The following is a 22234-nucleotide window of genomic DNA, read 5'->3' as shown; positions in this document are numbered from 1 at the left end:
TCGTGCTGGCCGCCCTCACGAGCTGAATGCGACGTACACGCCGCCGCATTCAGCTTGAGGCTTGGCTACAGGGGTTTGCGGTACCAGCGGGTGGCGTTGGGGTTGGTGTTGTAGGGGGCGGTGGGCTCAAAGCCGAGGCGCGTGTAGAGGCGGGCGGCCGCCGTGAGGGTGTCGTGGGTGTCGAGCACGAGTTCGGTGGCGCCGAAAGCGCGCGCGCGGGCCTCGAGGTCGTTCATGAGGTCGGTGGCCCAGCCCCGTCCGCGGGTCTCGGGCGCGAGCCAGACGTGCTTCACCTCGAAGCGCACCGTTGCGGGATCGTCGGTGGCAAGCATCCGGATGCCGCCGGCCCCCACGAGCGCGCCCCCGTCGTCTTCGACCACCAGGAAGACACCGTTGCCGCCCGCGAACGCGGCCGGATCGGGATAGGTGACCGCGTAGGGGCTGCCGTCTGAGGGGAACGCAGCGGCGCGGAAGGCGAAGTAGTCGTCGAGCAGGGCCCGTTCGGGGGCGGCGGTGACGTCGCCTGGTCGGATGCGCATGGGTCCAGCCTAAAAGCCCGACCGCCCGCTGACCCCGGTAGATTGGAGGGATGACTACGAAGGTTGCCATCGTCGGATCGACCGGAAAGATGGGGAGCCTCTTCACCCGTCTGATCGGGGAGTGGCCCGAGTTCGAACTCGTGGCCTCGCTCGATTCGACCACTCCGCTCGAGGAGATGCTCGACGCCGACCTCGTGGTCGACGTGACCGTTCCGGGCGTCAGCCAGAAGGTCGTCGACTTCGCCGTGGCGAACGGCAAGAACGTGCTCGTGGGCACCTCGGGCTGGTCGGCCGACCGGGCGACGGCGCTGCGCCGCACGCTCGGCGACACCCCGAAGACCGGCGTCGTCATCATCCCGAACTTCTCGCTCGGCTCGGTGCTCGCGACCTCGTTCGCCACCATGGCGGCGCGCTTCTACGACTCGATCGAGATCGTCGAGGCCCACAGCGCCGGCAAGGTCGACTCCCCGTCGGGCACCGCCGTGCGCACGGCGGAGCTCATGGGCGCGGCACGCGCGGGCATCGGCCCGGTGTCGGCCCCGCACACCGACCAGCGGGCGCGCGGACAGCAGGTGGCGAGCATCCCGATCCACAGCCTGCGCCTGGGCGGTGTGGTCGCCCGCCAAGACGTCGTGTTCGGCGGCACCGGCGAGGTGCTCACCCTCACCCACGAGACCATCTCGCCGAGCGCCTACGAGACCGGCATCGCCGTGGCCCTGCGCGCCGCCGTGACCGCCCGCGGTGTGATCGTGGGCCTCGATCGCCTGATCGACCTCGGCACCGGGTCGACGGATGCCGCCTCCCGCCGGTCTGCGGCCGAGCCCGCCGACGCTGCTGCCGCCGACGCTGCTGCCGATGGTGCCGCCGTGCCCGAGAACGTCTCGGGTCAGGCGGCCACCGCCACGAGCGTGACCCCGTGAAGAGCCGCGTCGCCGCACTGCTGATGGCGGTGCTGCTCGCGGTCTACCTGGTGCTGGTCGGCCAGCGCGCCGTGATGTTCGTGCTCACGGGCGAGCCCATCGCCATCGCGATCGGGGTGGCGCTGATCATCCTGCCGCTCGTCGGCGCCTGGGCCCTCGTGCGCGAGTTGATGTTCGGGTTCCGCACCCAGCAGCTCGTCGAGCAGCTCGAGCGCGAGGGCGAGCTGCCCGTCGACGATCTGCCGAAGCGAGCGAGCGGTCGCCCGCTGCGCGAGGCGGCCGACGCCGAGTTCGGCCAGTACCGCGACGCGGTGGAGCACGACGAGACCGACTGGCGGGCCTGGTTCCGGCTCGGACTGGCATACGACGCCTCGGGCGACCGCCGCCGTGCGCGCCAATCGCTGCGCACCGCCATCCGCCTCGAGCGGGAGCGGGAGCGGCACGCCTAGCAGCGAGAGGGCGCCTAGACCAGCGCCAGCGCCTTCTCGATCGTCGGCTCGCTGAACGTGAAGCCGTCGGCGGTGAGCTTCTGGCTCGAGACGTCCTGGTCGGCCAGCAGCAGGTCTTTGCCGGCGTCGGCCAGAGCGGTGCGCAGCGCCCAAGCAGGAGCGGGCAGCCAGTATGGCCGGTTGAGGTGGTCGGCGAGCTCACGCACGACGACCGATGCGGCCACCGGCTCAGGCCCCACGAGGTTGACCGGCCCCGAGAGTTTCGAGTCGATCAGGTGCCGGATGGCGGCTGCTTCGTCGTGCAGGCTGATCCAGGGCCAGGTCTGCTCACCCGACCCGAGCGGCCCGGCGAGGCCCGCTTTCGCGAGCAGGGTGAGCGGCTTGAGCGCCCCGCCCCCGGCCCCCACCACGAGACCGGTGCGCACGAGCACCACCCGGGTGCGAGCCGCGGCCGGCGCCGCCGCCTTCTCCCAGGCGTCGGCGACCTTGGCGAGGAACCCCGACCCGGCGACGGATCCTTCGGTCAACGCCTCGCCCGGCCGGTTGCCGTAGAAACCCACCGCCGAGCCGCTGATGAACACGTCGGGCGGCGACTCGGCCCGCAGGATCGCATCGGCGAGCGTAGAGGTGGCCTGCACCCGTGACTGCAGGATCTCGCGCTTGTACGACAGGGTCCACGGCAGGCGTGAGATCGAGGCCCCGGACAGGTTGATCACGACATCCGCTTCGTCGATGAGGCTCGTCTTGATCCAGCCCGCCTCCGGGTCCCAGGTGCGCTCGGTGGGCTCGTGCGCGGGCCGGCGCACGAGGATGAGCACCGTGTGGCCGTCGCCCCGCAGCTGCTCGGCGAGCTCGGTTCCGATGAACCCGCTGCCGCCGGCGATGAGGATCGTGCGTGGCTCGGCCATGGGCGCGTCAGGCCAGACTGGCTTCGAGGGTGATCGGGATGCCGGCCAGGGCGCGCGAGACGGGGCATCCGGCTTTCGCCTCTTCGGCGATGCGCTGGAAGTCGGCCTCGCTGATGCCGGGAACCACGCCGCTCACGAGCAGGTGGCTGCCCGTGATGCCCTCGGCGGGGTCGAAGGTGACGGCCGCGGTGGTCTGCAGTGACTCCGCGGTGGTGCCGAATCGGGCGAGCGCATTCGCGAACGCCATCGAGAAGCACGAGGCATGGGCCGCGCCGAGCAGCTCTTCGGGCGTCGTGACGCTCGAGGCGCCCTCTGAGCGGGCCTTCCAGTTGACGGCGAACGTTCCTGCCCCGGAGGAGTCGAGCGTGGTCGATCCCGACCCGGAAGGAAGGTCTCCGTGCCAGACGGTCGTGGATTCGGTGGTGACAGCCATGGACACACCTCTCTGTCGGTGCTCCCAGACTATTCGGGTTCGCCGGGAATGTCAGGAGCCGCCCGCCCGTGGCGCGGCCCGCTATCGTGAAGACGTGCCCGACATCGAATTCCGAAGCGACATGACCGTCGAGCTCGTGCGCTCGAGTGCCCACGACTCCGACGTGCTGTTCGCGGCCCGGGTGTCGACCCAGGGGGAGCAGACCCTCGAGTCGGCCGAGGCGGCCACCGAGGCCGACCCGAAGCGCGACCGGGGTCTCATCAACTACCTCATGCGCGACCGCCACGGCTCGCCGTTCGAGCACAACTCGATGACCTTCTACGTGCAGGCGCCGATCTTCGTGTTCCGCGAGTTCATGCGGCACCGCATCGCGAGCTACAACGAGGAGTCGGGCCGCTACCGGCAGCTGACCCCCGTGTTCTACGTTCCGGGCGCCGACCGCAACCTGGTGCAGGTCGGAAAGCCGGGCGCCTACGACTTCCTGCCCGGCACCCCCGAGCAGACCGCCCTCACCGCCGAGGAGGTGCGCACGGTGAGCACCGCCGCGTTCGAGTCCTACGAGCGGATGCTCGAGGCCGGCGTCGCCCGCGAGGTCGCCCGCATCGTGCTGCCGCTCAACATCTACTCGTCGATGTACGTCACCATGAACGCCCGGTCGCTGATGAACTTCCTGTCGCTGCGCACCAAACGCGCCGACACCCATTTTCCGAGCTTTCCGCAGCGGGAAATCGAGATGTGCGCCGAGAAGATGGAAGACATCTGGGCCGGGCTCATGCCGCTGACCTACCAGGCCTTCAACGCGAACGGCCGCGTCGCTCCCTGAGTCTCGCTGCCTGGGCCCTCGTGCTAACCTGTGATGGTGTCTTTCGGTCTGCTCCTTCTTAGCTGCCGCGACGAGTCCTAGTTCATAAGGCCTCCCTCGTCGCGGAGTTCGCTGTCGGCTGACCACCACTTCTGCAGAGGGAACACACCATGAAGAACAACCAGGCCGCTTCGGCCATGCCGATCCACAAGTATCGGCCCTATCACGAGCAGATCGCCGTCGACCTGCCCGACCGCACCTGGCCGGCCAAGCACATCACCCAGGCGCCGCGCTGGTGCGCGGTCGATCTGCGCGACGGCAACCAGGCGCTCATCGACCCGATGAGCCCCGAGCGCAAGCGCATCATGTTCGACCTGCTCGTGCGCATGGGCTACAAAGAGATCGAGGTCGGCTTTCCGAGCGCCTCGCAGACCGACTTCGACTTCGTGCGGTCGCTGATCGACGAAGACGCGATTCCCGACGACGTCACCATCCAGGTGCTCACCCAGGCGCGCGAGCACCTGATCAACCGCACCTACGAGTCGATCAAGGGCGCCAAGCAGGCGATCGTTCACCTCTACAACTCCACCAGCATCCTGCAGCGGGATGTCGTGTTCCGCACCGACAAGCAGGGCATCATCGACATCGCGCTCGAGGGCGCTCGGCTGTGCAAGCAGGCCGAGAAGACGGTGCCCGAGACCACGGTGTACTACGAGTACTCGCCCGAGAGCTACACCGGCACCGAGCTCGAGTTCGCGGTCGACATCGTGAACCAGGTTCTCGAGATCTTCGAGCCGACGCCCGAGCGAAAGGTCATCATCAACCTGCCCTCGACCGTCGAGATGGCGACCCCCAACATCTACGCCGACTCGATCGAGTGGATGGGCCGCCACATCAACGACCGCGAGAACGTGATCATCTCGCTGCATCCGCACAACGACCGCGGCACCGCCGTCGCGGCGGCCGAACTCGGCTACCTCGCCGGCGCCGACCGCATCGAGGGCTGCCTCTTCGGCAACGGGGAGCGCACCGGCAACGTCGACCTGGTAGCGCTCGGCATCAACCTGTTCACCCAGGGCATCGACCCGCAGATCGACTTCAGCGACCTCGACGAGGTGCGCCGCACCGCCGAGTACTGCAACCAGCTCAAGGTGCACGAGCGCAGCCCCTGGGCGGGCGCCTTGGTCTACACCGCCTTCAGCGGATCGCACCAGGATGCGATCAAGAAGGGCTTCGAGGCCATGGCCGCCGACGCCGCGGCGCAGGGCAAGAACGTCGACGAGCTGCTCTGGGCCGTGCCCTACCTGCCGATCGATCCCAAAGACCTGGGCCGCTCCTACGAGGCCGTCATCCGCGTCAACTCGCAGTCGGGCAAGGGCGGCGTCGCCTACCTGCTGAAGACCGACCATGCGCTCGACCTGCCGCGCAAGCTGCAGATCGAGTTCTCGGGCGTCGTGCAGGCCAAGACGGATGCCGAGGGCGGCGAGGTCACGAGCGACCAGATCTGGGACATCTTCAACGACGAATACCTGCCGGCCCCGGCCGACCGGGCCGAAGACAAGTGGGGCCGTTTCGAACTCACGCGCACCCGCACGGCGAGCGACCTGTCGGGGTCGGTGTCGCTCGAGGTCGAGCTGCGCATCGGCGACGAGGTGATCGAGACGGGCGCCACGGGCAACGGGCCGATCGCCGCGTTCCTCAACGTGATGAGCGAGCAGGGCGTCGAGATCAAGCTCTACGACTACGTCGAGCACGCCCTCAGCGCGTCGGGTGACGCCCTCGCGGCTGCCTACGTCGAGCTGCAGGTCGACGGCACGCGGCTCTGGGGCGTGGGCATCGACGCCGACATCTCGACGGCCTCGCTGAAGGCCGTGGTCTCGGCCGTCAACCGCGCCATCCGGGTGCGCGACGCCGACCGCGAGCTCGCCACGGTCTGACGGGGCGCGTTCCCGGCCTCCCGAACGACGCTGGTCGCACGAAGTGCTCTATCTCGCCGACTCGAGAGCACTTTGCGCGACCTGGCGGCCGTCGCGCAACTCGATCACGCGATCGGCGCGCGCGGCGAAGACGGGATCGTGGGTGGCGACCACCGCGGCGACGCCGCGAGCGTGCACGAGTTCGGCGATGAGGTCCATCACGATCTGGGCGTTCTGACTGTCGAGCTGGCCCGTGGGTTCGTCGGCGATGAGCAGCCGTGGGTCGGCCACCAGCGCCCGCGCGATGCCGACGCGCTGCTGCTGCCCGCCCGAGAGCTCGTCGGGCAACTGCCCGCCGTGGTCGGCGAGGCCCACCGTGCGCAGAGCGTCGCGCACCCGCTGGTCGCGCTCGGCGGCATCCGTTCGGCGCAGCCGCAGCGGAACCTCGACGTTCTCGGCGGCGGTGAGCACGTCGAGCAGTCCGAAGCCCTGAAAGACGAAGCCGAGCGAGTCGCGCCGCAAACGTGCGATCGCGTCGGCGTCGAGGGCGGCGACATCCACGCCGTCGATAGCGATCGTGCCCGCCGTGGGCCGGTCGAGGGTGCCGATGAGGTTGAGGAGCGTGGTCTTTCCGGCTCCCGACGGGCCGCGCACCACGACGAGTTCGCCCGGAGCGACATCGAACGAGATGTCGTCGCACGCCCGCACGTCGCCGGCGGGCGTGGTGAACACCCGCGTCAGGCCGCGCGCGCTCAGCACGGGTGCGGGGCGGCCGGCGGATGCGCCGCCCGTGAAATGCGTGTTCGGGTCGCTAACGGGGCGGGTGCTGGACGGGTCGCCGGCGGGGTTCGTGCGCGGCTCGGTCACGGGGCCGGTGCCCGGCGGGTCGCTGGCGGGGTTCGTGTTCGGCTCGTTCACGGAGTGTCCTTCGGCGAGGTGGGCGCGGGTGACGGGGCATCATCAGGCGACTGCGCAGCAGCGGGTGGCGACGCCGCGGCCGGGGCCTCCGGCGGGCCGGCGTGGCGGGGGCGACGACGGGGTGGGGCGGCGCTCTCGCCGGGCCAGACGCCGACGTGGTCGCTCTCGAGCGCCAGGCGCACCCGGTCGCGCAGGCCGAGCTCGCTGGTGAAGTTCTCGGGCAGCTGCAGGCGGCCCACGCGGTCGAGCACCGCGAACTCCTCGGCGACGGCGTGCTCCGAGCCGTCGTCGGCGATGCGGGTGCTGCGCAGCACCTCGGTCGAGGTGCGTCCGTCGCGAATCTGCACCGTGCGCCGCACGTGCGACGACACCGAGGGGTCGTGCGTCACGATGAGGGTGGTGACCCCGCGCAACTCGTTCACCGACCGCAGGGCCTCGAGCACGTCGACGCTCGACGCCTCGTCGAGTTCGCCGGTGGGTTCGTCGGCGAGCAGCACCCGCGGCTCGTTGGCGATGGCGACCGCGATCGCCACCCGCTGCTGCTGGCCGCCCGACAGCTGGTCGGGTCGACGGTGACGGATGTCGCCGAGCTCGAGCAGCTCGACCAGCTCATCGGTTCGGCGCCGGCGGTCGCGGGCGCTGCCGCTGCGCGCGATCGCCGTGACCGCCTCGATGTTCTCGGCCGCCGTGAGGTAGGGGAACAGGTTCTTCGACGTCTGCTGCCAGACGAACCCCACGCTGCTGCGCTGGAACCTCACCCGCTCGCGGGTTCCCATTGTCAGCAGGTCGTGCCCGGCGACCCGGGCGGAGCCCGCCGTCGGCGTGTCGAGCCCCGACAAGATCGACAGCAGCGTCGACTTGCCCGACCCCGACGCGCCGATCACGGCGACGATCTCGCCCGGCTGCACGCGCAGGTTGAGGCCCTGCAGGGCCTGCACCTCGACACCCCGGGTGCTGAAGATGCGCACGAGGTCGACGCACAGGATGTGCGGGTCGACGCCGGTCGTGCTCTCGATGGTCATCTGATCATCCTCTCTCGACGACGGAGGCGGTGGGCGTTCGGGCGGGCCGAAAGGTTCCGATCAGCACGGCGGCCCCCGACACGATCACGAACCCGGCCACGGCCCCGAGGGCGGTGAGCGGATCGACCGTCACGGCGGGCCGCTCGACCCCACCCGTGAAGGGGGTGAGGTCGGCCAGGCTGAGCACCACCGCCGACGCCGCCGCCCCGGCGAAAATGCCGCCGGCCGTGGCGATCACGATCGAGGGCGCCATCTCCCACAGCGCGAGCGCGCGGTTCTGGCGCCGGCCGGCGCCGAGCGCCGAGGTCAGCTGCACCAGGCGCGCCCGGGCCGTGCTGCCGAGCGCCAGGGTCATCACGACGGCACCGGCGCAGAGCATCAGGGCGAACGCTATGGCGAAGAACAGGGTGGTCTGCAGGGCCGAGATGCGCGGATTCAGAGCGACGGATGCCGCCACCCCCTGCGCCGTCGTGACCTGCGTGCCGGTCTCGACCGCCGCGTCGACCACGGCCTGGGCGGCGGAGGCGACCTCGGCGGCATCCGCCCCGTCGGTCACCCGCACGAGCACGCGCTCGATCGAAGTGATGTCGCCCACGGCGGCCGAGCCGTGCTCGCGGTCGAGCAGCAGCCACGACGAAGCGGTCGTGAAGGGCAGAGCCGTGGTCGGCGAGGTTGCGATCACGTCGATCGGGTGCCCGCTGAGCGTCGGCTCGGCTCCGCCCAGGTCGGCCACCGCCGGTGCCGACGCCAGCACCGGCACGGGGGAGTCGCGGCCGTCACCCGTGTCGGCCGCGAGCCCGGGCGGCAGCTCGACGGCCCCGGGGCGGCCCCGCTGCACCTCCGCGAGCCGGTCGGCGTCGACGACGACCGCCCTGATCCTCGTGCGGGAGCCGCCGACGATCACCACGACCGGCTGATCGGCGTACACCGCCGCCGTGGCCTCGACCCCGGGCACCTCGGCGACCTGGTCGAGCACCGAATCGGGGATGCCCTGCCCGCGGATGGAGATGTCGGCGCCGAGGTCGGCCACGGCCGCCGAGTCGATGCCGGAGCGCACGGTGCTGAGGAACACGGTCGAGAACACGGCGATGCCGACGCCGATCACCACGGCGAACACGAGCACCGTGCCCCCGGGCGGGCGGCGCCGTGCCCGGGTGGCGCCGAGGAAGGCGACCACCCCCACCCGCTTGCGGGCCCAGGCGGCGCACCGGCCGAGCACCCACGGGTAGGCGCGCACGGTCAGGGCGCAGGTGGTGAGGGCGATGAGCAGGGGAGCGGCCGCGGGCACCGGGTCGAACGACGCTCCGGATGCCGCCGCCTGAGCGCCGACCGCGAGCACCACGATCGACGCCACCGTCGCCAGCACGATGACGCCGTCGGCGATGCCCCGCACGCGCCTGGCCGCGGGGGTCGAGGCCGCCTCCGCGGCATCCGGGGCCGTTCCGCCGCCGGGCCGACCCGCACGGAGACGTTGCGCCTGGCCGAGCAGCACCACGACCGGCAGCACCGCCAGCACGAGGGCGACGCCCGCCGCGGCGAGCAGCCGGGTGGCGTCGAGGGCACCGGGCCCGACCACCGCGGCCGCCAGGCCCAGCCCGATCGCGGTGCCGGCGACCGACCCGATGAGCCCGATGGCCGCTCCCTCGAGGGCCAGGAACCCGCGCAGCTGCCCGGCTGACGCGCCACGCGCGCCGAACAGCGCGAGCGTGGCGCCCCTCCGCCGCAGCAGCAGGCTCGTTCCGAGCAGCAGCACGGCGACGAGCACGCCGATGGGGCCGCTGACGGCCATGGCGACCACTTCATTGGTCGCGGTGTTGCGCGCCAGGGAGTCGCCGATGAGCGTCGGCAGGCGCGAACTGAAGGTGAGCGCGGTGACCGACGCCTCGAAGATCGCGCCGGACAGGTCGGGCGCGGGCGCCGCCGCATCGTCGACGACGGCGTGCGGCGTGCTCATGAATTCGCGCAGCTGGCGGCTGACCACCGGCGCCGTCGCCACCGAGAGGGCCTGCGGACGAGCCGGGAACCATGCCTGGGTGTGCTCGTGCAGCGGCATCCCGGCCGCCGACGGCCACGACGCGGGATCGACGTAGGCCAGCGCCACCACGGTCGTGCCGCCGGAGCCGTCTTGCACGAGGCCCGGCTCGAGCACCGTCGGCGTGTGCAGCCAACAGGGGTCGGCCGGGTCGACGGCCTCGATGATGCCGGTCGGCACGACGGGCTGGGTGCGCCCGTCGCCGAAGACCACCTGGCGGGTCTCGCCGACGGCCCACTCCGCGCCGTCGCTGACGGGTTGCGAGATCACCACCTCGATGGGCGCGCCGGTCGCCAGGAAGTCGTCGGAGGCCACCGGCCACTCGCCCGAGACCAGGTCGACGCGGTCGCGATAGTGAGGATCGAATTGGAAGCCGAGATCGGTCGAGCGCGCCGGAGGGTCTCCGGGCAGTTCCGTCAGCGGAACGAGGTCGCTGGTGACCGTGGCGACCGGGTCACCGAGCACTGAGGCGAGCGGTTCGGGAACGGTCGACCGGATGGCGCGGAGCGCGTCGTGCTGGGCGCCCCAGATCGCGTCGACCGCGTCATCCAGACCCGTGGATGCCGGCCCACCCGCCGAGGGGCCGATCGCGGGCCCGCCGGTGGCTTGCGCGATGACGTCGGCCTGGTCGGCCGGCGCATCCGAGGCGACGTCGTAGCGGAGGGCCTCGGTGGCCGACCGCTCGAGCACCGCGGGCGCCGCCGCCGCAAGGGCCGCGCTGAGAGCCACCACCACGGTCAGCGCGATGGTGGCGGCGGGGCCGGAAAGCATCGACCGGCGCAGCACGCCGCCGAATCCGAACGGACGATCGCGCCCGCTGTGCGACGAGGGTCGGCTCATCGTGACCTCCTGACGAGCGAGCCGTAGACCGTCACGACGGCCGCGCAACCGACGCCGAGCGCCGCCAGGGCCGCAGCCGCGAAGGCGGGGTCGATGGCGAGCACCGATCCGGCCGCGGCCGCGCCGGGCACGGCGGCCCGGGCGAAGACGGCCGCGAGCAGCACCGCGACGGCGGCTCCGGCGACGACGCCGGCGACCAGGCCGTAGGCGACAACGGCCGACGCCTCGGTGCGGCGTTCGGCCACGTCGTCGCGCCGCGTGCTGCCGAGTGCGGCGAGCACGCCCGACTCCGCGCGCCGCGCAGCGAGCAACGCGGCCACCACGGCGATCAGGCAGACCAGGGCGATGACCACACCGCCTCCAACACCCACCTGCACGGCGACCACGGCCGGCAGCACGATGGCGGAGGCCGAGGCGTTCGCCCGCGTGGTGACCGTCACCGCCAGGGGCGAGCTCGTGCTGATCGCCGCCGCGGTGCCGCGGGGGTCGGATGTCGCGACCCACACCTCCGCGGGCAGCGGCACGGCGCCGCCCGCGGCGAGGATGCCCTGCTGGAGCGTCGCGGTGTCGGCGAAGACGACCAGTTCCCGCCCCGAGCCGGGAACGGCGTCGACGGTCGCGGCGACGACGACGTCGACCGCCCGGCCCGTCGAGGGCGTCAGGCTCAGCTCGTCGCCCGTGCCGACGCCCAGGCGGCTGGCGAGGGCAGTGGTGAAGACCACGGGCACACGACGGCCTGCGTCGGGGGCGAGGATGCGCCCTCGGGGGGTCTGACGGGTGAGGGCCACGGAGAGCGGCTCGTCACCGGCCTGCGCGATCTCGGCCGGGAGGGCCTCGCCGTCGGCCGCGGAGACCGAGACGGCGTCGAGCACGACGGTCGACCGCGACGACTCGGCCGATCCGACGCGCGCGACGTCGAGACCGAGCAGGGCGACCTCGCTTGACGACGGCGGCAGTGCGCGGGTGAAGACGGCTCCCGTGGTGGCGGTCGTGGTGTCGATCTCGCCCAGCGAGAGCTGCCAGACGGCACCACCGGAATCGGCGAGCCACGCGGCCACCGTCACCGTTCCGTCGGTGTCGGTGAGCGGTGCGGAGTCGGTTCCGGCCACCGTCACGGCCACCGAGAGCGTCTGTGATCCAGCGGGAAGGGCGGCGATGCCGGGCATCCCGTCGTCGCCGGCCTCGAGAGCCGCCGAGGAGCCCGCCAGCTGAGTTCCGGGCAGCAACCCCGGCAGCGTCGCGGCCGGCAGGGCGACGAGACCGACCTCGTCGGTGCCGAGGGTGGCGATGGTCGAGAGCGCCGTGGCGGCATCCGTCGCTCCGGGGGCGTCGGATGCCTCGAGGGAGGTGACCCGGGGGCCGTCGAGGTCGACGTTCGCGGGCACCGAGTAGGCGGCGCGCACGTCGGCGCCGGTGACGAGCGCCGAGGTGCGCTCGTCGGCGCGGTCGAGCGACCCGGTCACGCTGGCGGCGAAGACCGCGCCGCCGGCCGCGAGGGCGGTCACGAGCACGGCGACGGTGAACAGCGAGGCGCGGCGGGTGAGCGTGCGCACGGCGAGCAGCCGCGTGAGGGAGCGCCCTCGGGCGGCTCCGGCGCCGAGCACCCGGGTGATGGGCGGCACGCCGGCGACGGCGAACAGGGCGAGTGCCAGCAGGGCGAGCCCGGGAGCCAGCACCGCGACAGGGTTGACGGCCCCGGCGCCAGCAGAGGAGCCGGCGGCAGAGGGGCCGGCCAGCAGGGGCGTGCCGGCGGCGACGAGCTGCCACGCGGCCAGTGCCGCCACCGCTGCGGTGACGGCGGCGGCGATGAGCACCGGCGCGCCCGCGGTGCGGCTCGACCCCTCCCCGCGCGCGGCGGCCCAGGCCGCGAGCGCACCCCGCCCGGTCGAGACCAGCACGGCGGCGGCCGCCGTCGCGACCCCGAGCACCAGGGCGTCGAGGAGTGTGGCCCCGAGGTCGCCCACTCCGCCCGCGATCGACCAGCCGGCCACCGCACCCGCTGCGGCGCCGAGGAGCGCGGCCGGCACGGCCACGACGCCCGTCTCGACCGCGGCCCACAGGGTCAGCCGGCCGACGGATGCGCCGCGCGCGCGAAGCAGACGGGTGTCGGCCGAGCGGGAGCCGGCCAGCAGGGTGGCGAGCTGCAGCAGGGCGATGATCGCGAGGGTCGCGACGAGCACGGCCGGCACGAGCGTGACCGCCCGGGCGGCCGACGCGGCCTGCGTCACGCGCGCGGTCTCGGCGTGCAGGTCGCCTTCGACCGTCACCGACTGCGCGCCGAAGACGTCGGCCCGCGCCAGCAGCTCGGACAGAGCGCCGTCGGCCGACGCGCCTTCGACCACCGACCACGCCGAGGGCGTGAGGGAGGCGGCATCCGGTTGCACCACCCAGCGGGCGGTGACCGCGGCGAAGACCCCGGCGAGATCGGTCTCGGCCACGAGCAGCGGGCCGACCGCATCGCCGGTGCGGCCCGAGGCGATGGCGGGGTCGCCGAACCAGCGTGCGGCGGTGGGGTCGTCGGCGCGCCAGATCGCCGAGATCACGAATTCGCGGCGACCGCTCTCGGGGCCGACCAGGATGCGGTCACCGGCGGCGAGCCCGAGAGCCTCGGCGGCGCGTTGCTCGAGGGCCGCCTCGCCGGGAGCCGTGGGCCAGGCCCCGGCCACCGTAGCGATGCCCGCGTCGGAGCGGTCGTCGGCCTGCAGCACCACCTCGGGCGTGTCGTCGTCGGCACTCGGGTCGCCAGAGGGGGTTCCGTCGGCCGCGAGTGGCTGCACGGGCACCGGCGCGGTGCGCAGTGAGCGCCAGACCGTGACCGGAGCCCCCGCGAACGCGTCGCCGACCACGGCGCGGGTGCCGGCATCCTGAGCCGGGGCGGTCGCGGGGTCGTAGGCGCTCGAGACCTGCAGTGCCGCCTCGGTGGCGGGGGCCTGGGCGAGCGTGTCGCGCATCGCCTGAAGGGTCGAACCGGCGAGGAATCCCGCGGTTCCGGCGAGCAGTGCGACAGCGATCAGAACCACGGTCGCCGACGCGACGAGGAACGACGATCCGGCCCGCGATCGCTGGAAGGGCAATGACACTCGAAAGAGGGTATACGCCGAATGTGTCGCGCGTGTTGCCGACCGCTACGCTGAGGCCATGTTCTGGCATGCCTTGGGGGAGGTCATTCCCCTCGCCTTCGCGGTGATCATCTCGCCGATGCCGCTGGTGGCCGTGATCACCCTGCTGCTCGGGCCGCGCGGGCGCGGCAACGCCGTGGTGTTCACCATCGCCTTCGCGGTCGCGTTCTTCGCGCTGACGCTGGCACTCGCCTCGGGGTCGAAGGGCACCACCGAGAACGACTCGTTCTTCGCCACGGTGTTCCACATCGTGATCGGCTTCGCGTTCGCCGCCCTGTTCTTCTATCTGGCGCTGCGCAGCTGGCAGAAGCGGCCGAAGAAGGGTGCCACCCCGGTGGAGCCGAAGTGGCTCGCCGCCATGGACTCGTTCGGGGTGGTGAAGTCGGCCGGCCTCGGCGTGCTGCTCGGGGTGGCGAACGTGAAGAACATCCCGATCGCCATCGCGGCCGGTTCGTCGATCGGCTCGGCCGACCTGCCGTGGTCGCTCGTGTTCGTGTGCTCGGCCGTCTTCGTGGCGGTCTCGTGCCTCGGACTCATCGTGCTGACCGTCGTCGGAGGCTCGCACTCGCAGCACATCGCGAGCGGTCTCGCCTCGGCCAAGGCCGCGCTCATCCAGCACAACAACCTCATCATGGCGGTGCTGTTCATCATCCTCGGCGCCCTTCAGCTCGGCCGGGCGTTCGAGGCGTTCTAGCCCGGGTCGCTCGGCCGCCTGTCGGCGGGGCGAGGGATACTTGACTGTGCCCGTTTACCGAGATGAAGCCGTCGTGCTGCGCACCCACAAACTGGGTGAGGCCGACCGCATCGTCACGTTGCTGACCCGTCAGCACGGCAAGGTGCGCGCGGTCGCCCGCGGCGTTCGGCGAACGGCCTCGAAGTTCGGCGCCCGGCTCGAGCCCTTCATGGTGGCCGACGTGCAGTTCTATGAGGGCCGGAGCCTCGACACCATCACCCAGGCGGTGACGATCGGCTCCTACGGCGCCGAGATCACGGCCGACTACGCCAGCTACACCGCGGCGAGCGCGATGGTGGAGACCGCCGACAAGCTCACCGAAGAAGAGCCGTCGCTGCAGCAGTACCTGCTGCTCGTCGGAGCGTTGCGATCGCTCTCACGCGGCGAGCACGGGGCCGCGATGACCCTCGACTCCTACCTGCTGCGGGCGCTCTCGATGGCGGGCTGGGCGCCGAGCTTCCACGACTGCGCCGTCACGGGCGAGGCGGGCCCGCACTCGGCCTTCGTGGTGCAGCTGGGCGGGGTGGTGAGCGACAAGGTCGCGCCCCCGGGCACGCCGCGACTGGATGTCAGCACCCTCGAGCTGCTCGCGGCCCTGCTCACCGGCGACTGGTCGTCGGCCGACTCGTCGGAGCCGGCGACCCGCTCCCGCGCGAGCGGTATCGTTGCGGCGTACACCCAATGGCACCTGGAACGCGGGCTCCGATCGCTCGAGCACGTCGAACGGTCGCAGACGAAGAAGGTTCAGCCGCAGTGAGTCCCGTTCGAAAGACGTCCGACAAGGCGGAGCCGTTCCGGCCCCTCGACTGGACGGGGCTGCAGCCGCCGTCGCTGCCCAAGGGGTCGGTGCCGAAGCACGTCGCGATCGTGATGGACGGCAACGGCCGCTGGGCGAACCAGCGCGGCCTCACCCGCATCGAGGGCCACCGCGCCGGGGAGGCGGCCCTGCTCGACGTGGTGGCTGGGGCGATTCAGATCGGCGTGGAGCACGTGAGCGTCTACGCCTTCTCGACCGAGAACTGGAAGCGCTCGCCCGACGAGGTGCGCTTTCTGATGGGATTCAACCGCGAGGTGCTGCACCGTCGGCGTGACCAGCTCAACGAGTGGGGGGTGCGCATCCGCTGGGCCGGCCGCAAGCCGCGTCTCTGGGCGAGCGTGATCAAAGAACTGCAGTTCGCCGAGCAGCTCACGGCGCACAACTCGACCCTCACGCTGACGATGTGCGTCAACTACGGCGGCCGTAACGAGATCACGGATGCCGTGCGGGCCATCGCCGACGACGTGGCCGCCGGGCGCATCCGGCCGTCAGCCGTGTCGGAGAGACTCATTCAGAAGCACCTCTACGTTCCCGACCTGCCCGATGTCGACCTGTTCGTGCGGTCGTCGGGCGAGCAGCGCACGAGCAACTTCCTGCCCTGGCAGTCGGCGTACGCCGAGATGGTGTTCCTCGACCGGCTCTGGCCCGACTTCACCCGGGTCGACCTGTGGCAGGCGATCGAGCACTACGCGGGCCGCAACCGCCGGTTCGGGGGAGCGGTCGACACCCCGACGGCGGCGGATGAGGACTGACTTCGTGCAGGATGACCGATGCGGAATGACTTCTGAGCCGGCGCGGTTCACCTTTGCATGAGTGACGCCATCAAGATCGACATCTGGTCGGACATCGCCTGCCCCTGGTGCTACATCGGCAAGCGCAAGCTCGAGAACGGCATCGCCGAATACGGGGTCGACGACGACGCCGTGCCGGTGCAGATCGAGTACCACAGCTTCGAACTCTCGCCCGACACTCCCGTCGACTTCGCGGGCAGCCATGAGGAGTTCCTGGCCATGAAGGGCTTTCCGCCCGAGCAGATCGGGCCGATGCTCGAGCGAGTCACCGGCATCGCCGCGTCGGTGGGCCTCGACTACGACTACCCCAACCTCAAGCACGCGAACACCGTGCTGGCGCACCAGCTCATCCACTACGCCAAGGCCCGCGGCCTTCAGCTCGAGGCGAAGGAGCGCCTGCTGAAGGCCTACTTCGTCGAGGGCCGGCAGGTGGGAACCATCGACGGCCTCGCCGATCTGGCGGTGGAGCTCGGCTTCGACCGCGACGACGTGGTGCGGTCGCTCCGCGCGAACGAATACCTCGCCGACGTGCGGGCCGACCAGAACCTGGCGATCCAATACGGCATCCAGGGCGTGCCGTTCTTCGTCATCGACGGAAAATACGGTGTCTCTGGTGCGCAAGACGCGTCGACGTTCGCCCAGGTGCTTCGCCAGGTCGCCGACGAGCGCGTGGAGGTCGGGCAATGAGCGCGGCCGACGGCGGGAGCCAGACGGCCGAGGTGCCGCCGCGTGCTCCGCTCAACGGGCTGACGCCGCTCACGGTGCTGGCGCCGCTCGGCGACGCCGGAGCGGTCTGCGAAGGCGATTCCTGCGCTCTGTGACCGTGCGGCGCTCGGCGGCCCGGCGCCCGTGCTAGGGCCGCGGCGGAAGCGGGTCGCTGATGTCGGCGACCGTGGCGCCGAGCCCGAGCGCGAGCGCGTCGGCGTCGACGAGGGCACTGAACCCCGGAGCCCCCGCGCCCATGGCGACGCGGCGGCCGGCGAACGACTCGTCGAGGTAGACCGGCCAGGCCGTGGTCGACCCGAGCGGCGTGATGGTGCCGCGCTCATAGCCGGTCGCATCGAGGGCCACGTCTTTGTGCGGCATCGAGAGCTTGTTCACGCCCACCAGGGCGCGCAGTTTCGGCCAGCTGATCTGGCGGTCGCCGGGAATCAGGGCGAACAAGAAGTCGCCGTCGTGCCGCTTCACCACGAGGCTCTTCATGATGTCGGCCGGTTCGAGGCCGAGTCCGGCCGCGGCGGCTTCGAGGCTGCCCGCCGGCGGGCGCTCGATGATCTCGACGGGGATGCCGCGCTGGTCGGCGTCGTGCTGCACGCGGTCGGTGCCTGTCTTCTCACTCACAATCACAGTCAACCGGATGTCTGTGCACAGGATTCCCATGAATGACGGCTCCGGCGCCCGGGTCTGGGAGAATTGACCACGATGTCCACTTCAACCCTCACCGCTCCCAAGCTCTCGATCGGGCCGATCGCGCTCGACGTGCCCGTCGTGCTCGCGCCGATGGCGGGAATCACCAACACCGCGTTCCGGCGCCTGTGCCGCGAGTTCGGTGCCGGCCTCTACGTGAGCGAGATGATCACGAGCCGTGCTCTCGTCGAGCGCACCCCCGAGACCATGCGGCTGATCACCCATCACCCGAGCGAGACGCCGCGGTCGATCCAGCTCTACGGCGTCGATCCGGCGACCATGGCGACCGCTGCGCGCATCCTGGTCGACGAAGACCACACCGATCACATCGACATGAACTTCGGATGCCCCGTGCCGAAGGTCACGCGCAAGGGCGGCGGTGCCGCGCTGCCCTGGAAGCTCGATCTGTTCCGCGAGATCGTGGAGTCGGTGGTCGACGCGGCCGGCGACATCCCGGTGACCGTGAAGATGCGCAAGGGAATCGACACCGACCACCTCACCTACCTCGAGGCCGCCCGTGCCGCCGAAGGCGCGGGGGTCAAGGCCATCGCGCTGCACGCCCGCACGGCGGCCGACTTCTACAGCGGCCACGCCGACTGGTCGGCCATCGCCACCCTCAAAGAGACCATCACGAGCATTCCGGTGCTCGGCAACGGCGACATCTGGTCGGGTGAAGACGCGCTGCGCATGGTCGACGAGACGGGGTGCGACGGTGTCGTCGTCGGCCGCGGCTGCCTCGGCCGACCGTGGCTGTTCGGCGACCTGGCGGCCGCGTTCCGGGTGCGCTCCGGCGAGCTGACCGCCGACGAAGCCGTCGGGCTGCGCGCGGCACCGTCGCTCGGCGACGTGGCGCGCACGCTGCGCCGGCACACCGAGCTGCTGGCCGAGTTCTTCGGCGACGAAGACCGCGCGTGCCGCGACATCCGCAAGCACGTGGCGTGGTATCTCAAGGGCTACCCGGTGGGGCACGAGGTGCGCGCCGGCCTCAGCACGGTGAAGACGCTCGAGGCGATGGACGAGATCCTGGCCACACTCGACTGGTCGGCTCCCTACCCCGGCGCCGACGCCGAGGGCCCCCGGGGTCGCGCGGGCAGCCCCAAGAACCCCTCGCTGCCCGACCGGTGGCTCGAGTCACGGTCGCTCGCCGACGCCTCGGTGCGGGCCGACATCGCCGAAGCGGAGCTGCATCACAGTGGCGGCTGACGCACTCGACCTGTCGACCTTCACGCCGACCAAGGGCTACTCCGACCGCGACGCCGAGAGACTGCTGCCCGAGGAGCACTACACCCGCCGCAGCGACTTCGCGCGAGACCGCGCCCGGGTGCTGCACTCGTCGTCGCTGCGCCGGCTCGCCGCCAAGACCCAGGTGCTGAGCCCCACGGTCGTGGCCGACTTCGCACGCAACCGGCTCACCCACTCGCTCGAGGTGGCCCAAGTGGGCCGTGAACTGGCCGACAGCCTCGACCTCGACCCCGACGTGGTCGACACCGCATGCCTCGCTCACGACCTCGGCCACCCGCCGTTCGGTCACAACGGCGAACGGGCGCTCAACGACTGGGCGGCCGACATCGGCGGGTTCGAGGGCAACGCGCAGAGCCTGCGCATCCTGACCCGCCTCGAGCCGAAGGTCATCGGCGAGCAGGGCGAGACCTACGGGCTCAACCTCACCCGGGCGAGCCTCGACGCGAGCTGCAAATACCCGTGGGCGCACGCCGATCCGGTCGAGGATGCCAGTGGCCGGCTGAAATACGGCGTCTACGACGACGACCTGCCGGTGTTCGAGTGGTTCCGCGAGGGTGCCCCCGACCGCACGCTCTGCGTCGAGGCCCAGGTGATGGATCTCTCCGACGACATCGCCTACTCCGTGCACGACTTCGAAGACGCCGTGCTGAACGGCTACATCGACGTCGCCGTGCTGGGCGTCAAGGCCGATCACACGGCGCTGATCCGCAGCATCCATACCCGCACCGGCGGGGGCTTCACACTCGACGAGCTGACCGAGGCGTTCGACCGGCTCGACTCGCTCAAGGTGTGGCTCTCGGAATGGACGAATTCGCGCCAGGCGCACGCGAGACTCAAGAACCTCACGAGTCAGCTCATCGGCCGCTTCGCGGGTGCCGCGACGCGGGCCACCCGCGAGCACTATCCCGCGCCCAGCATCACGCGCTACGGGGCGAACGTGGTGGTTCCGCGGTGGGTGGAGGCCGAGATCGCGACGCTCAAGGGCATCGTCTCGGTGTTCGTGATGAGCAACGACGCCCGCCAGCCGATCTACGTCGATCAGCGCAACCTGCTGCTCGAACTCGCCGACACGCTCTGGCGATCGGAGGGCCGTGCGCTCGAGACCGCGTTCCGCGACGACTGGCAGCGGGCCGACGACGACGCCGAGCGCAAGCGCATCGTGGTCGACCAGGTGGCGAGCCTCACCGACCAGAGCGCCGAGGCGTGGCACGCGCGACTGTGCGGTGCGACGAGCGCCGGCGCCGCCACTGTCGGTGCCCGGAACGTATCCTAGAGAGATGGCAGGGCTGATACGTCGAGGAGACATCGATGAAGTCCGGTCCCGGATCAATATCGCCGATGTCGTGGGCGATTTCGTGACCCTGAAGAGCGCCGGAGTGGGCTCGATGAAGGGGCTCTGTCCGTTCCACGACGAACGCTCCCCGAGCTTCCACGTGCGCCCCCAGGTGGGCTACTACCACTGCTTCGGCTGCGGCGAGGGCGGCGACGTCTTCACCTTCCTGCAGAAGATGGACCACGTCACCTTCTCCGAGGCGGTCGAGCGCCTCGCGGCCAAGATCGGCTACCAGCTGCACTACGAAGACGGCGGCCCCGCGGCCGACCAGGGCAACCGTGCCAGGCTGCTCGCGGCGAACGAGGCCGCCCGCGAGTACTTCGCCGAGCAGCTCACCGCGCCGGGCGCCGATGCCGGGCGGGCGTTCCTCGGTGAGCGCGGGTTCGACGCATCCGTCGCCGCCCATTTCGGCGTGGGCTACGCCCCGCAGGGGTGGGACAACCTGGGCAAGCACCTGCGCGGCCGCGGCTTCACCGAGGCCGAGCTCACCGCCGCGGGCCTGCTGAGCGCCGGCGACCGGGGCACCTACGACCGGTTCCGGGGGCGCTTGATCTGGCCCATCCGCGACCAGACGGGTCAGACGGTCGGGTTCGGCGCCCGCCGGCTGTTCGACGACGACAAGGGCCCGAAATACCTCAACACGCCCGAGACACCGATCTACCACAAGGCGCAGGTGCTCTACGGCCTCGATCTGGCCAAACGCGACATCGCCCGCAGCCGCCAGGTGGTGGTGGTCGAGGGCTACACCGACGTGATGGCGTGCCACTTGGCCGGTGTCACCACGGCGGTCGCCACCTGCGGCACCTCGTTCGGCGTCGACCACATCAAGATCATGCGGCGCGTGCTCTCTGACGACAGCGCGGGCCTCGGCGAAGTCATCTTCACCTTCGACCCGGATGCCGCGGGCCAGAAGGCCGCCCTGCGCGCGTTCAGCGAAGAGCAGCGGTTCGCCGCCCAGACCTACGTCGCGGTCGCGCCCGACGGTCTCGACCCGTGCGACCTGCGCCTGGCGCAGGGCGACGACGCCGTGCGCCGGCTCGTCAAGGGCAAGAAGCCGATGTTCGAGTTCGTGATCAAGCAGAAGCTCTCGGCCTACGACCTCGAGACGGTCGAGGGGCGCGTCGCCGCGCTGCGCGACGCCGCTCCGATCGTCGCCGACATCCGCGACCCTGCTCTGCGACCGGCCTACACCCGTCAGCTCGCCAAGATGCTCGCGATGGAACTCGACGACGTGCGGCGAGCCGTCGACAGCGCCGGTTCGCGCTCGTCGGCGTCGACGTCGGCGTCGGGCGCAGCCTCCGGTCGCGACGGCGGTCGGGCGCTGGAAGCACGGCCCGATGCCCGGTCCGGCGACGCCCGGCACGGGGCCTCCTCGGGCACGCCCGCGGCGGTTTCGCACGGCCGGGGCGACGCCGGGGGAGCGCAGGGCGTGGTGGTCGTGACTCCCGGTGCCCAGTCGATCACCTCGCTGGCCGAGCCGGCCCCGGGATTCGACCAGCCCGTCGTGCGGCCGAGCGTGTCGATCACCGACCTGCCGTCGACCACGGCGGTGCGCACCGAGCGCGACGCGTTGATGGCCCTGCTGCAGTCACCCGTGATCGTGGGGCGCGAGCTGCTCGGCCAGGCGAGCGTCTGCGGGTTCAACAACGGCGCGCTGGCGGCCATCCGCGACTCGATCGGCCGCAACATCGATGCGTTCGACCGCCCCGACTGGGTGGCCGTGGTGCAGGCCGACGTGCCCGAGGAATACCGCTCGCTCGTGGAGCAGCTCGCCGTCGCGCCCATTCCCGAGCGCCCCGAACGGCAGCCGGAACTCTACCTGCGGCGCATCACGAGCTCGCTCATCCAGCGTCACCTCGGCCGTCGCAAAGAGGAGCTGAAGGGCACGTTGCAGCGCACCGACGCGGTCGCCCAACCCGAGGTCTACCGCGACATCCAGCGGCAGCTCGTGCAACTCGAGGCCGACCGCCGCGCCTTGCAGGCCGAATGAGGCCAACCGCCTAGGCTCGAAAA

Annotated in this window: 20 protein-coding genes; 12 read left to right on the top strand and 8 right to left on the bottom strand. The window is 71.3% G+C overall.

Going from position 1 to position 22234, the window contains the following annotated elements; translation table 11 throughout:
• Positions 1-65: 65 nt before the first annotated feature.
• Positions 66-539: a GNAT family N-acetyltransferase gene (locus tag N1032_RS09250; RefSeq protein WP_259538773.1), complete on the bottom strand. Its 474-nt coding sequence runs from the start codon at positions 537-539 to the stop codon at positions 66-68.
• A 50-nt stretch (positions 540-589) separates the two neighbouring features.
• On the opposite strand from N1032_RS09250, the gene dapB reads away from it, so the two are divergent.
• Together dapB and N1032_RS09240 are read left to right on the top strand one after the other, a co-directional pair.
• Positions 590-1459 carry a 4-hydroxy-tetrahydrodipicolinate reductase gene (dapB, locus tag N1032_RS09245; protein ID WP_310795936.1) on the top strand — a complete coding sequence of 290 codons (870 nt, stop codon included), beginning with the start codon at positions 590-592 and terminating at the stop codon, positions 1457-1459.
• Complete coding sequence (locus N1032_RS09240) at positions 1456-1908, top strand: tetratricopeptide repeat protein (RefSeq protein WP_259538772.1); 453 nt, start codon at positions 1456-1458, stop codon at positions 1906-1908. Before dapB ends, N1032_RS09240 begins: the two co-directional genes overlap by 4 nt.
• 14 nt (positions 1909-1922) lie before the next feature.
• Here N1032_RS09240 and N1032_RS09235 read toward each other — a convergent pair whose 3' ends face one another.
• Positions 1923-2816 carry a TIGR01777 family oxidoreductase gene (locus tag N1032_RS09235; RefSeq protein WP_259538771.1) on the bottom strand — a complete coding sequence of 298 codons (894 nt, stop codon included), beginning with the start codon at positions 2814-2816 and terminating at the stop codon, positions 1923-1925.
• A 7-nt stretch (positions 2817-2823) separates the two neighbouring features.
• Positions 2824-3249 (bottom strand): OsmC family peroxiredoxin, encoded by a 426-nt coding sequence (locus tag N1032_RS09230; RefSeq protein ID WP_259538770.1) that lies wholly within the window; start codon positions 3247-3249, stop codon positions 2824-2826.
• 121 nt (positions 3250-3370) lie between these two features.
• On the opposite strand from N1032_RS09230, the gene thyX reads away from it, so the two are divergent.
• Positions 3371-4072 (top strand): FAD-dependent thymidylate synthase, encoded by a 702-nt coding sequence (gene thyX / locus N1032_RS09225; RefSeq protein ID WP_259539170.1) that lies wholly within the window; start codon positions 3371-3373, stop codon positions 4070-4072.
• A gap of 149 nt (positions 4073-4221) precedes the next feature.
• Positions 4222-5988 (top strand): 2-isopropylmalate synthase, encoded by a 1767-nt coding sequence (leuA, locus tag N1032_RS09220; RefSeq protein WP_259538769.1) that lies wholly within the window; start codon positions 4222-4224, stop codon positions 5986-5988.
• 48 nt (positions 5989-6036) lie between these two features.
• Here the strand turns inward: leuA and N1032_RS09215 are convergent, their stop codons facing one another.
• The 4 genes from N1032_RS09215 to N1032_RS09200 are packed head-to-tail and all read right to left on the bottom strand — an operon-like array spanning position 6037 to position 13859.
• Positions 6037-6885: an ABC transporter ATP-binding protein gene (locus N1032_RS09215; RefSeq protein ID WP_310795935.1), complete on the bottom strand. Its 849-nt coding sequence runs from the start codon at positions 6883-6885 to the stop codon at positions 6037-6039.
• Positions 6882-7907: an ABC transporter ATP-binding protein gene (locus tag N1032_RS09210; RefSeq protein ID WP_259538768.1), complete on the bottom strand. Its 1026-nt coding sequence runs from the start codon at positions 7905-7907 to the stop codon at positions 6882-6884. Before N1032_RS09210 ends, N1032_RS09215 begins: the two co-directional genes overlap by 4 nt.
• A 4-nt stretch (positions 7908-7911) precedes the next feature.
• On the bottom strand, positions 7912-10779 hold the full coding sequence (locus tag N1032_RS09205; protein ID WP_259538767.1) for an FtsX-like permease family protein: 2868 nt from the start codon (positions 10777-10779) through the stop codon (positions 7912-7914).
• Positions 10776-13859 carry a hypothetical protein gene (locus N1032_RS09200; RefSeq protein WP_259538766.1) on the bottom strand — a complete coding sequence of 1028 codons (3084 nt, stop codon included), beginning with the start codon at positions 13857-13859 and terminating at the stop codon, positions 10776-10778. Before N1032_RS09200 ends, N1032_RS09205 begins: the two co-directional genes overlap by 4 nt.
• Positions 13860-13917: 58 nt before the next feature.
• Here N1032_RS09200 and N1032_RS09195 point away from each other — a divergent pair, with 58 nt between their 5' ends.
• The 5 genes from N1032_RS09195 to N1032_RS09175 are packed head-to-tail and all read left to right on the top strand — an operon-like array spanning position 13918 to position 17060.
• Entirely contained in the window at positions 13918-14592 is a 675-nt protein-coding gene (locus tag N1032_RS09195; protein WP_259538765.1) for a GAP family protein, read from the top strand.
• 46 nt (positions 14593-14638) lie between these two features.
• Positions 14639-15388: a DNA repair protein RecO gene (recO, locus tag N1032_RS09190; protein WP_259538764.1), complete on the top strand. Its 750-nt coding sequence runs from the start codon at positions 14639-14641 to the stop codon at positions 15386-15388.
• Positions 15385-16200 (top strand): isoprenyl transferase, encoded by an 816-nt coding sequence (locus tag N1032_RS09185; RefSeq protein ID WP_259538762.1) that lies wholly within the window; start codon positions 15385-15387, stop codon positions 16198-16200. Before recO ends, N1032_RS09185 begins: the two co-directional genes overlap by 4 nt.
• 57 nt (positions 16201-16257) lie before the next feature.
• On the top strand, positions 16258-16926 hold the full coding sequence (locus N1032_RS09180) for a DsbA family oxidoreductase (protein WP_259538761.1): 669 nt from the start codon (positions 16258-16260) through the stop codon (positions 16924-16926).
• Entirely contained in the window at positions 16923-17060 is a 138-nt protein-coding gene (locus N1032_RS09175; protein WP_259538760.1) for a hypothetical protein, read from the top strand. Before N1032_RS09180 ends, N1032_RS09175 begins: the two co-directional genes overlap by 4 nt.
• 31 nt (positions 17061-17091) lie before the next feature.
• Here N1032_RS09175 and N1032_RS09170 read toward each other — a convergent pair whose 3' ends face one another.
• Complete coding sequence (locus tag N1032_RS09170; RefSeq protein ID WP_259538759.1) at positions 17092-17580, bottom strand: aminoacyl-tRNA deacylase; 489 nt, start codon at positions 17578-17580, stop codon at positions 17092-17094.
• Positions 17581-17661: 81 nt separating this feature from the next.
• Here N1032_RS09170 and dusB point away from each other — a divergent pair, with 81 nt between their 5' ends.
• From dusB to dnaG, 3 genes are read left to right on the top strand one after another with little or no spacing between them, the layout of a single operon-like run.
• Positions 17662-18849, top strand: coding sequence for a tRNA dihydrouridine synthase DusB (dusB, locus tag N1032_RS09165; RefSeq protein WP_259538758.1), 1188 nt, complete (start codon positions 17662-17664; stop codon positions 18847-18849).
• Positions 18839-20161, top strand: coding sequence for a deoxyguanosinetriphosphate triphosphohydrolase (locus N1032_RS09160; protein WP_259538757.1), 1323 nt, complete (start codon positions 18839-18841; stop codon positions 20159-20161). The genes dusB and N1032_RS09160 overlap by 11 nt, the downstream gene beginning before the upstream one ends.
• Positions 20162-20165: 4 nt before the next feature.
• Positions 20166-22211 carry a DNA primase gene (gene dnaG / locus N1032_RS09155; protein WP_259538756.1) on the top strand — a complete coding sequence of 682 codons (2046 nt, stop codon included), beginning with the start codon at positions 20166-20168 and terminating at the stop codon, positions 22209-22211.
• Positions 22212-22234: the final 23 nt, after the last annotated feature.

Source organism: Herbiconiux daphne (assembly GCF_024979295.1).
In the GTDB taxonomy this organism is placed as follows: Bacteria; Actinomycetota; Actinomycetes; order Actinomycetales; family Microbacteriaceae; genus Herbiconiux; species Herbiconiux daphnes.
Note: the sequence above shows the minus strand (reverse complement) of the source record. Positions and strands in the feature narration are given on the sequence as shown.

What these genes read in the sequence shown, in the direction of transcription:
- N1032_RS09250 (WP_259538773.1), bottom strand. Translation starts at nt 539, where the DNA reads ATGCGCATCCGACCAGGCGACGTCACCGCCGCCCCCGAACGGGCCCTG.
- dapB (WP_310795936.1), top strand. Translation starts at nt 590, where the DNA reads ATGACTACGAAGGTTGCCATCGTCGGATCGACCGGAAAGATGGGGAGC.
- N1032_RS09235 (WP_259538771.1), bottom strand. Translation starts at nt 2,816, where the DNA reads ATGGCCGAGCCACGCACGATCCTCATCGCCGGCGGCAGCGGGTTCATC.
- N1032_RS09230 (WP_259538770.1), bottom strand. Translation starts at nt 3,249, where the DNA reads ATGGCTGTCACCACCGAATCCACGACCGTCTGGCACGGAGACCTTCCT.
- thyX (WP_259539170.1), top strand. Translation starts at nt 3,371, where the DNA reads ATGACCGTCGAGCTCGTGCGCTCGAGTGCCCACGACTCCGACGTGCTG.
- leuA (WP_259538769.1), top strand. Translation starts at nt 4,222, where the DNA reads ATGAAGAACAACCAGGCCGCTTCGGCCATGCCGATCCACAAGTATCGG.
- N1032_RS09210 (WP_259538768.1), bottom strand. Translation starts at nt 7,907, where the DNA reads ATGACCATCGAGAGCACGACCGGCGTCGACCCGCACATCCTGTGCGTC.
- N1032_RS09205 (WP_259538767.1), bottom strand. Translation starts at nt 10,779, where the DNA reads ATGAGCCGACCCTCGTCGCACAGCGGGCGCGATCGTCCGTTCGGATTC.
- N1032_RS09195 (WP_259538765.1), top strand. Translation starts at nt 13,918, where the DNA reads ATGTTCTGGCATGCCTTGGGGGAGGTCATTCCCCTCGCCTTCGCGGTG.
- N1032_RS09180 (WP_259538761.1), top strand. Translation starts at nt 16,258, where the DNA reads ATGAGTGACGCCATCAAGATCGACATCTGGTCGGACATCGCCTGCCCC.
- N1032_RS09175 (WP_259538760.1), top strand. Translation starts at nt 16,923, where the DNA reads ATGAGCGCGGCCGACGGCGGGAGCCAGACGGCCGAGGTGCCGCCGCGT.
- dusB (WP_259538758.1), top strand. Translation starts at nt 17,662, where the DNA reads ATGTCCACTTCAACCCTCACCGCTCCCAAGCTCTCGATCGGGCCGATC.
- dnaG (WP_259538756.1), top strand. Translation starts at nt 20,166, where the DNA reads ATGGCAGGGCTGATACGTCGAGGAGACATCGATGAAGTCCGGTCCCGG.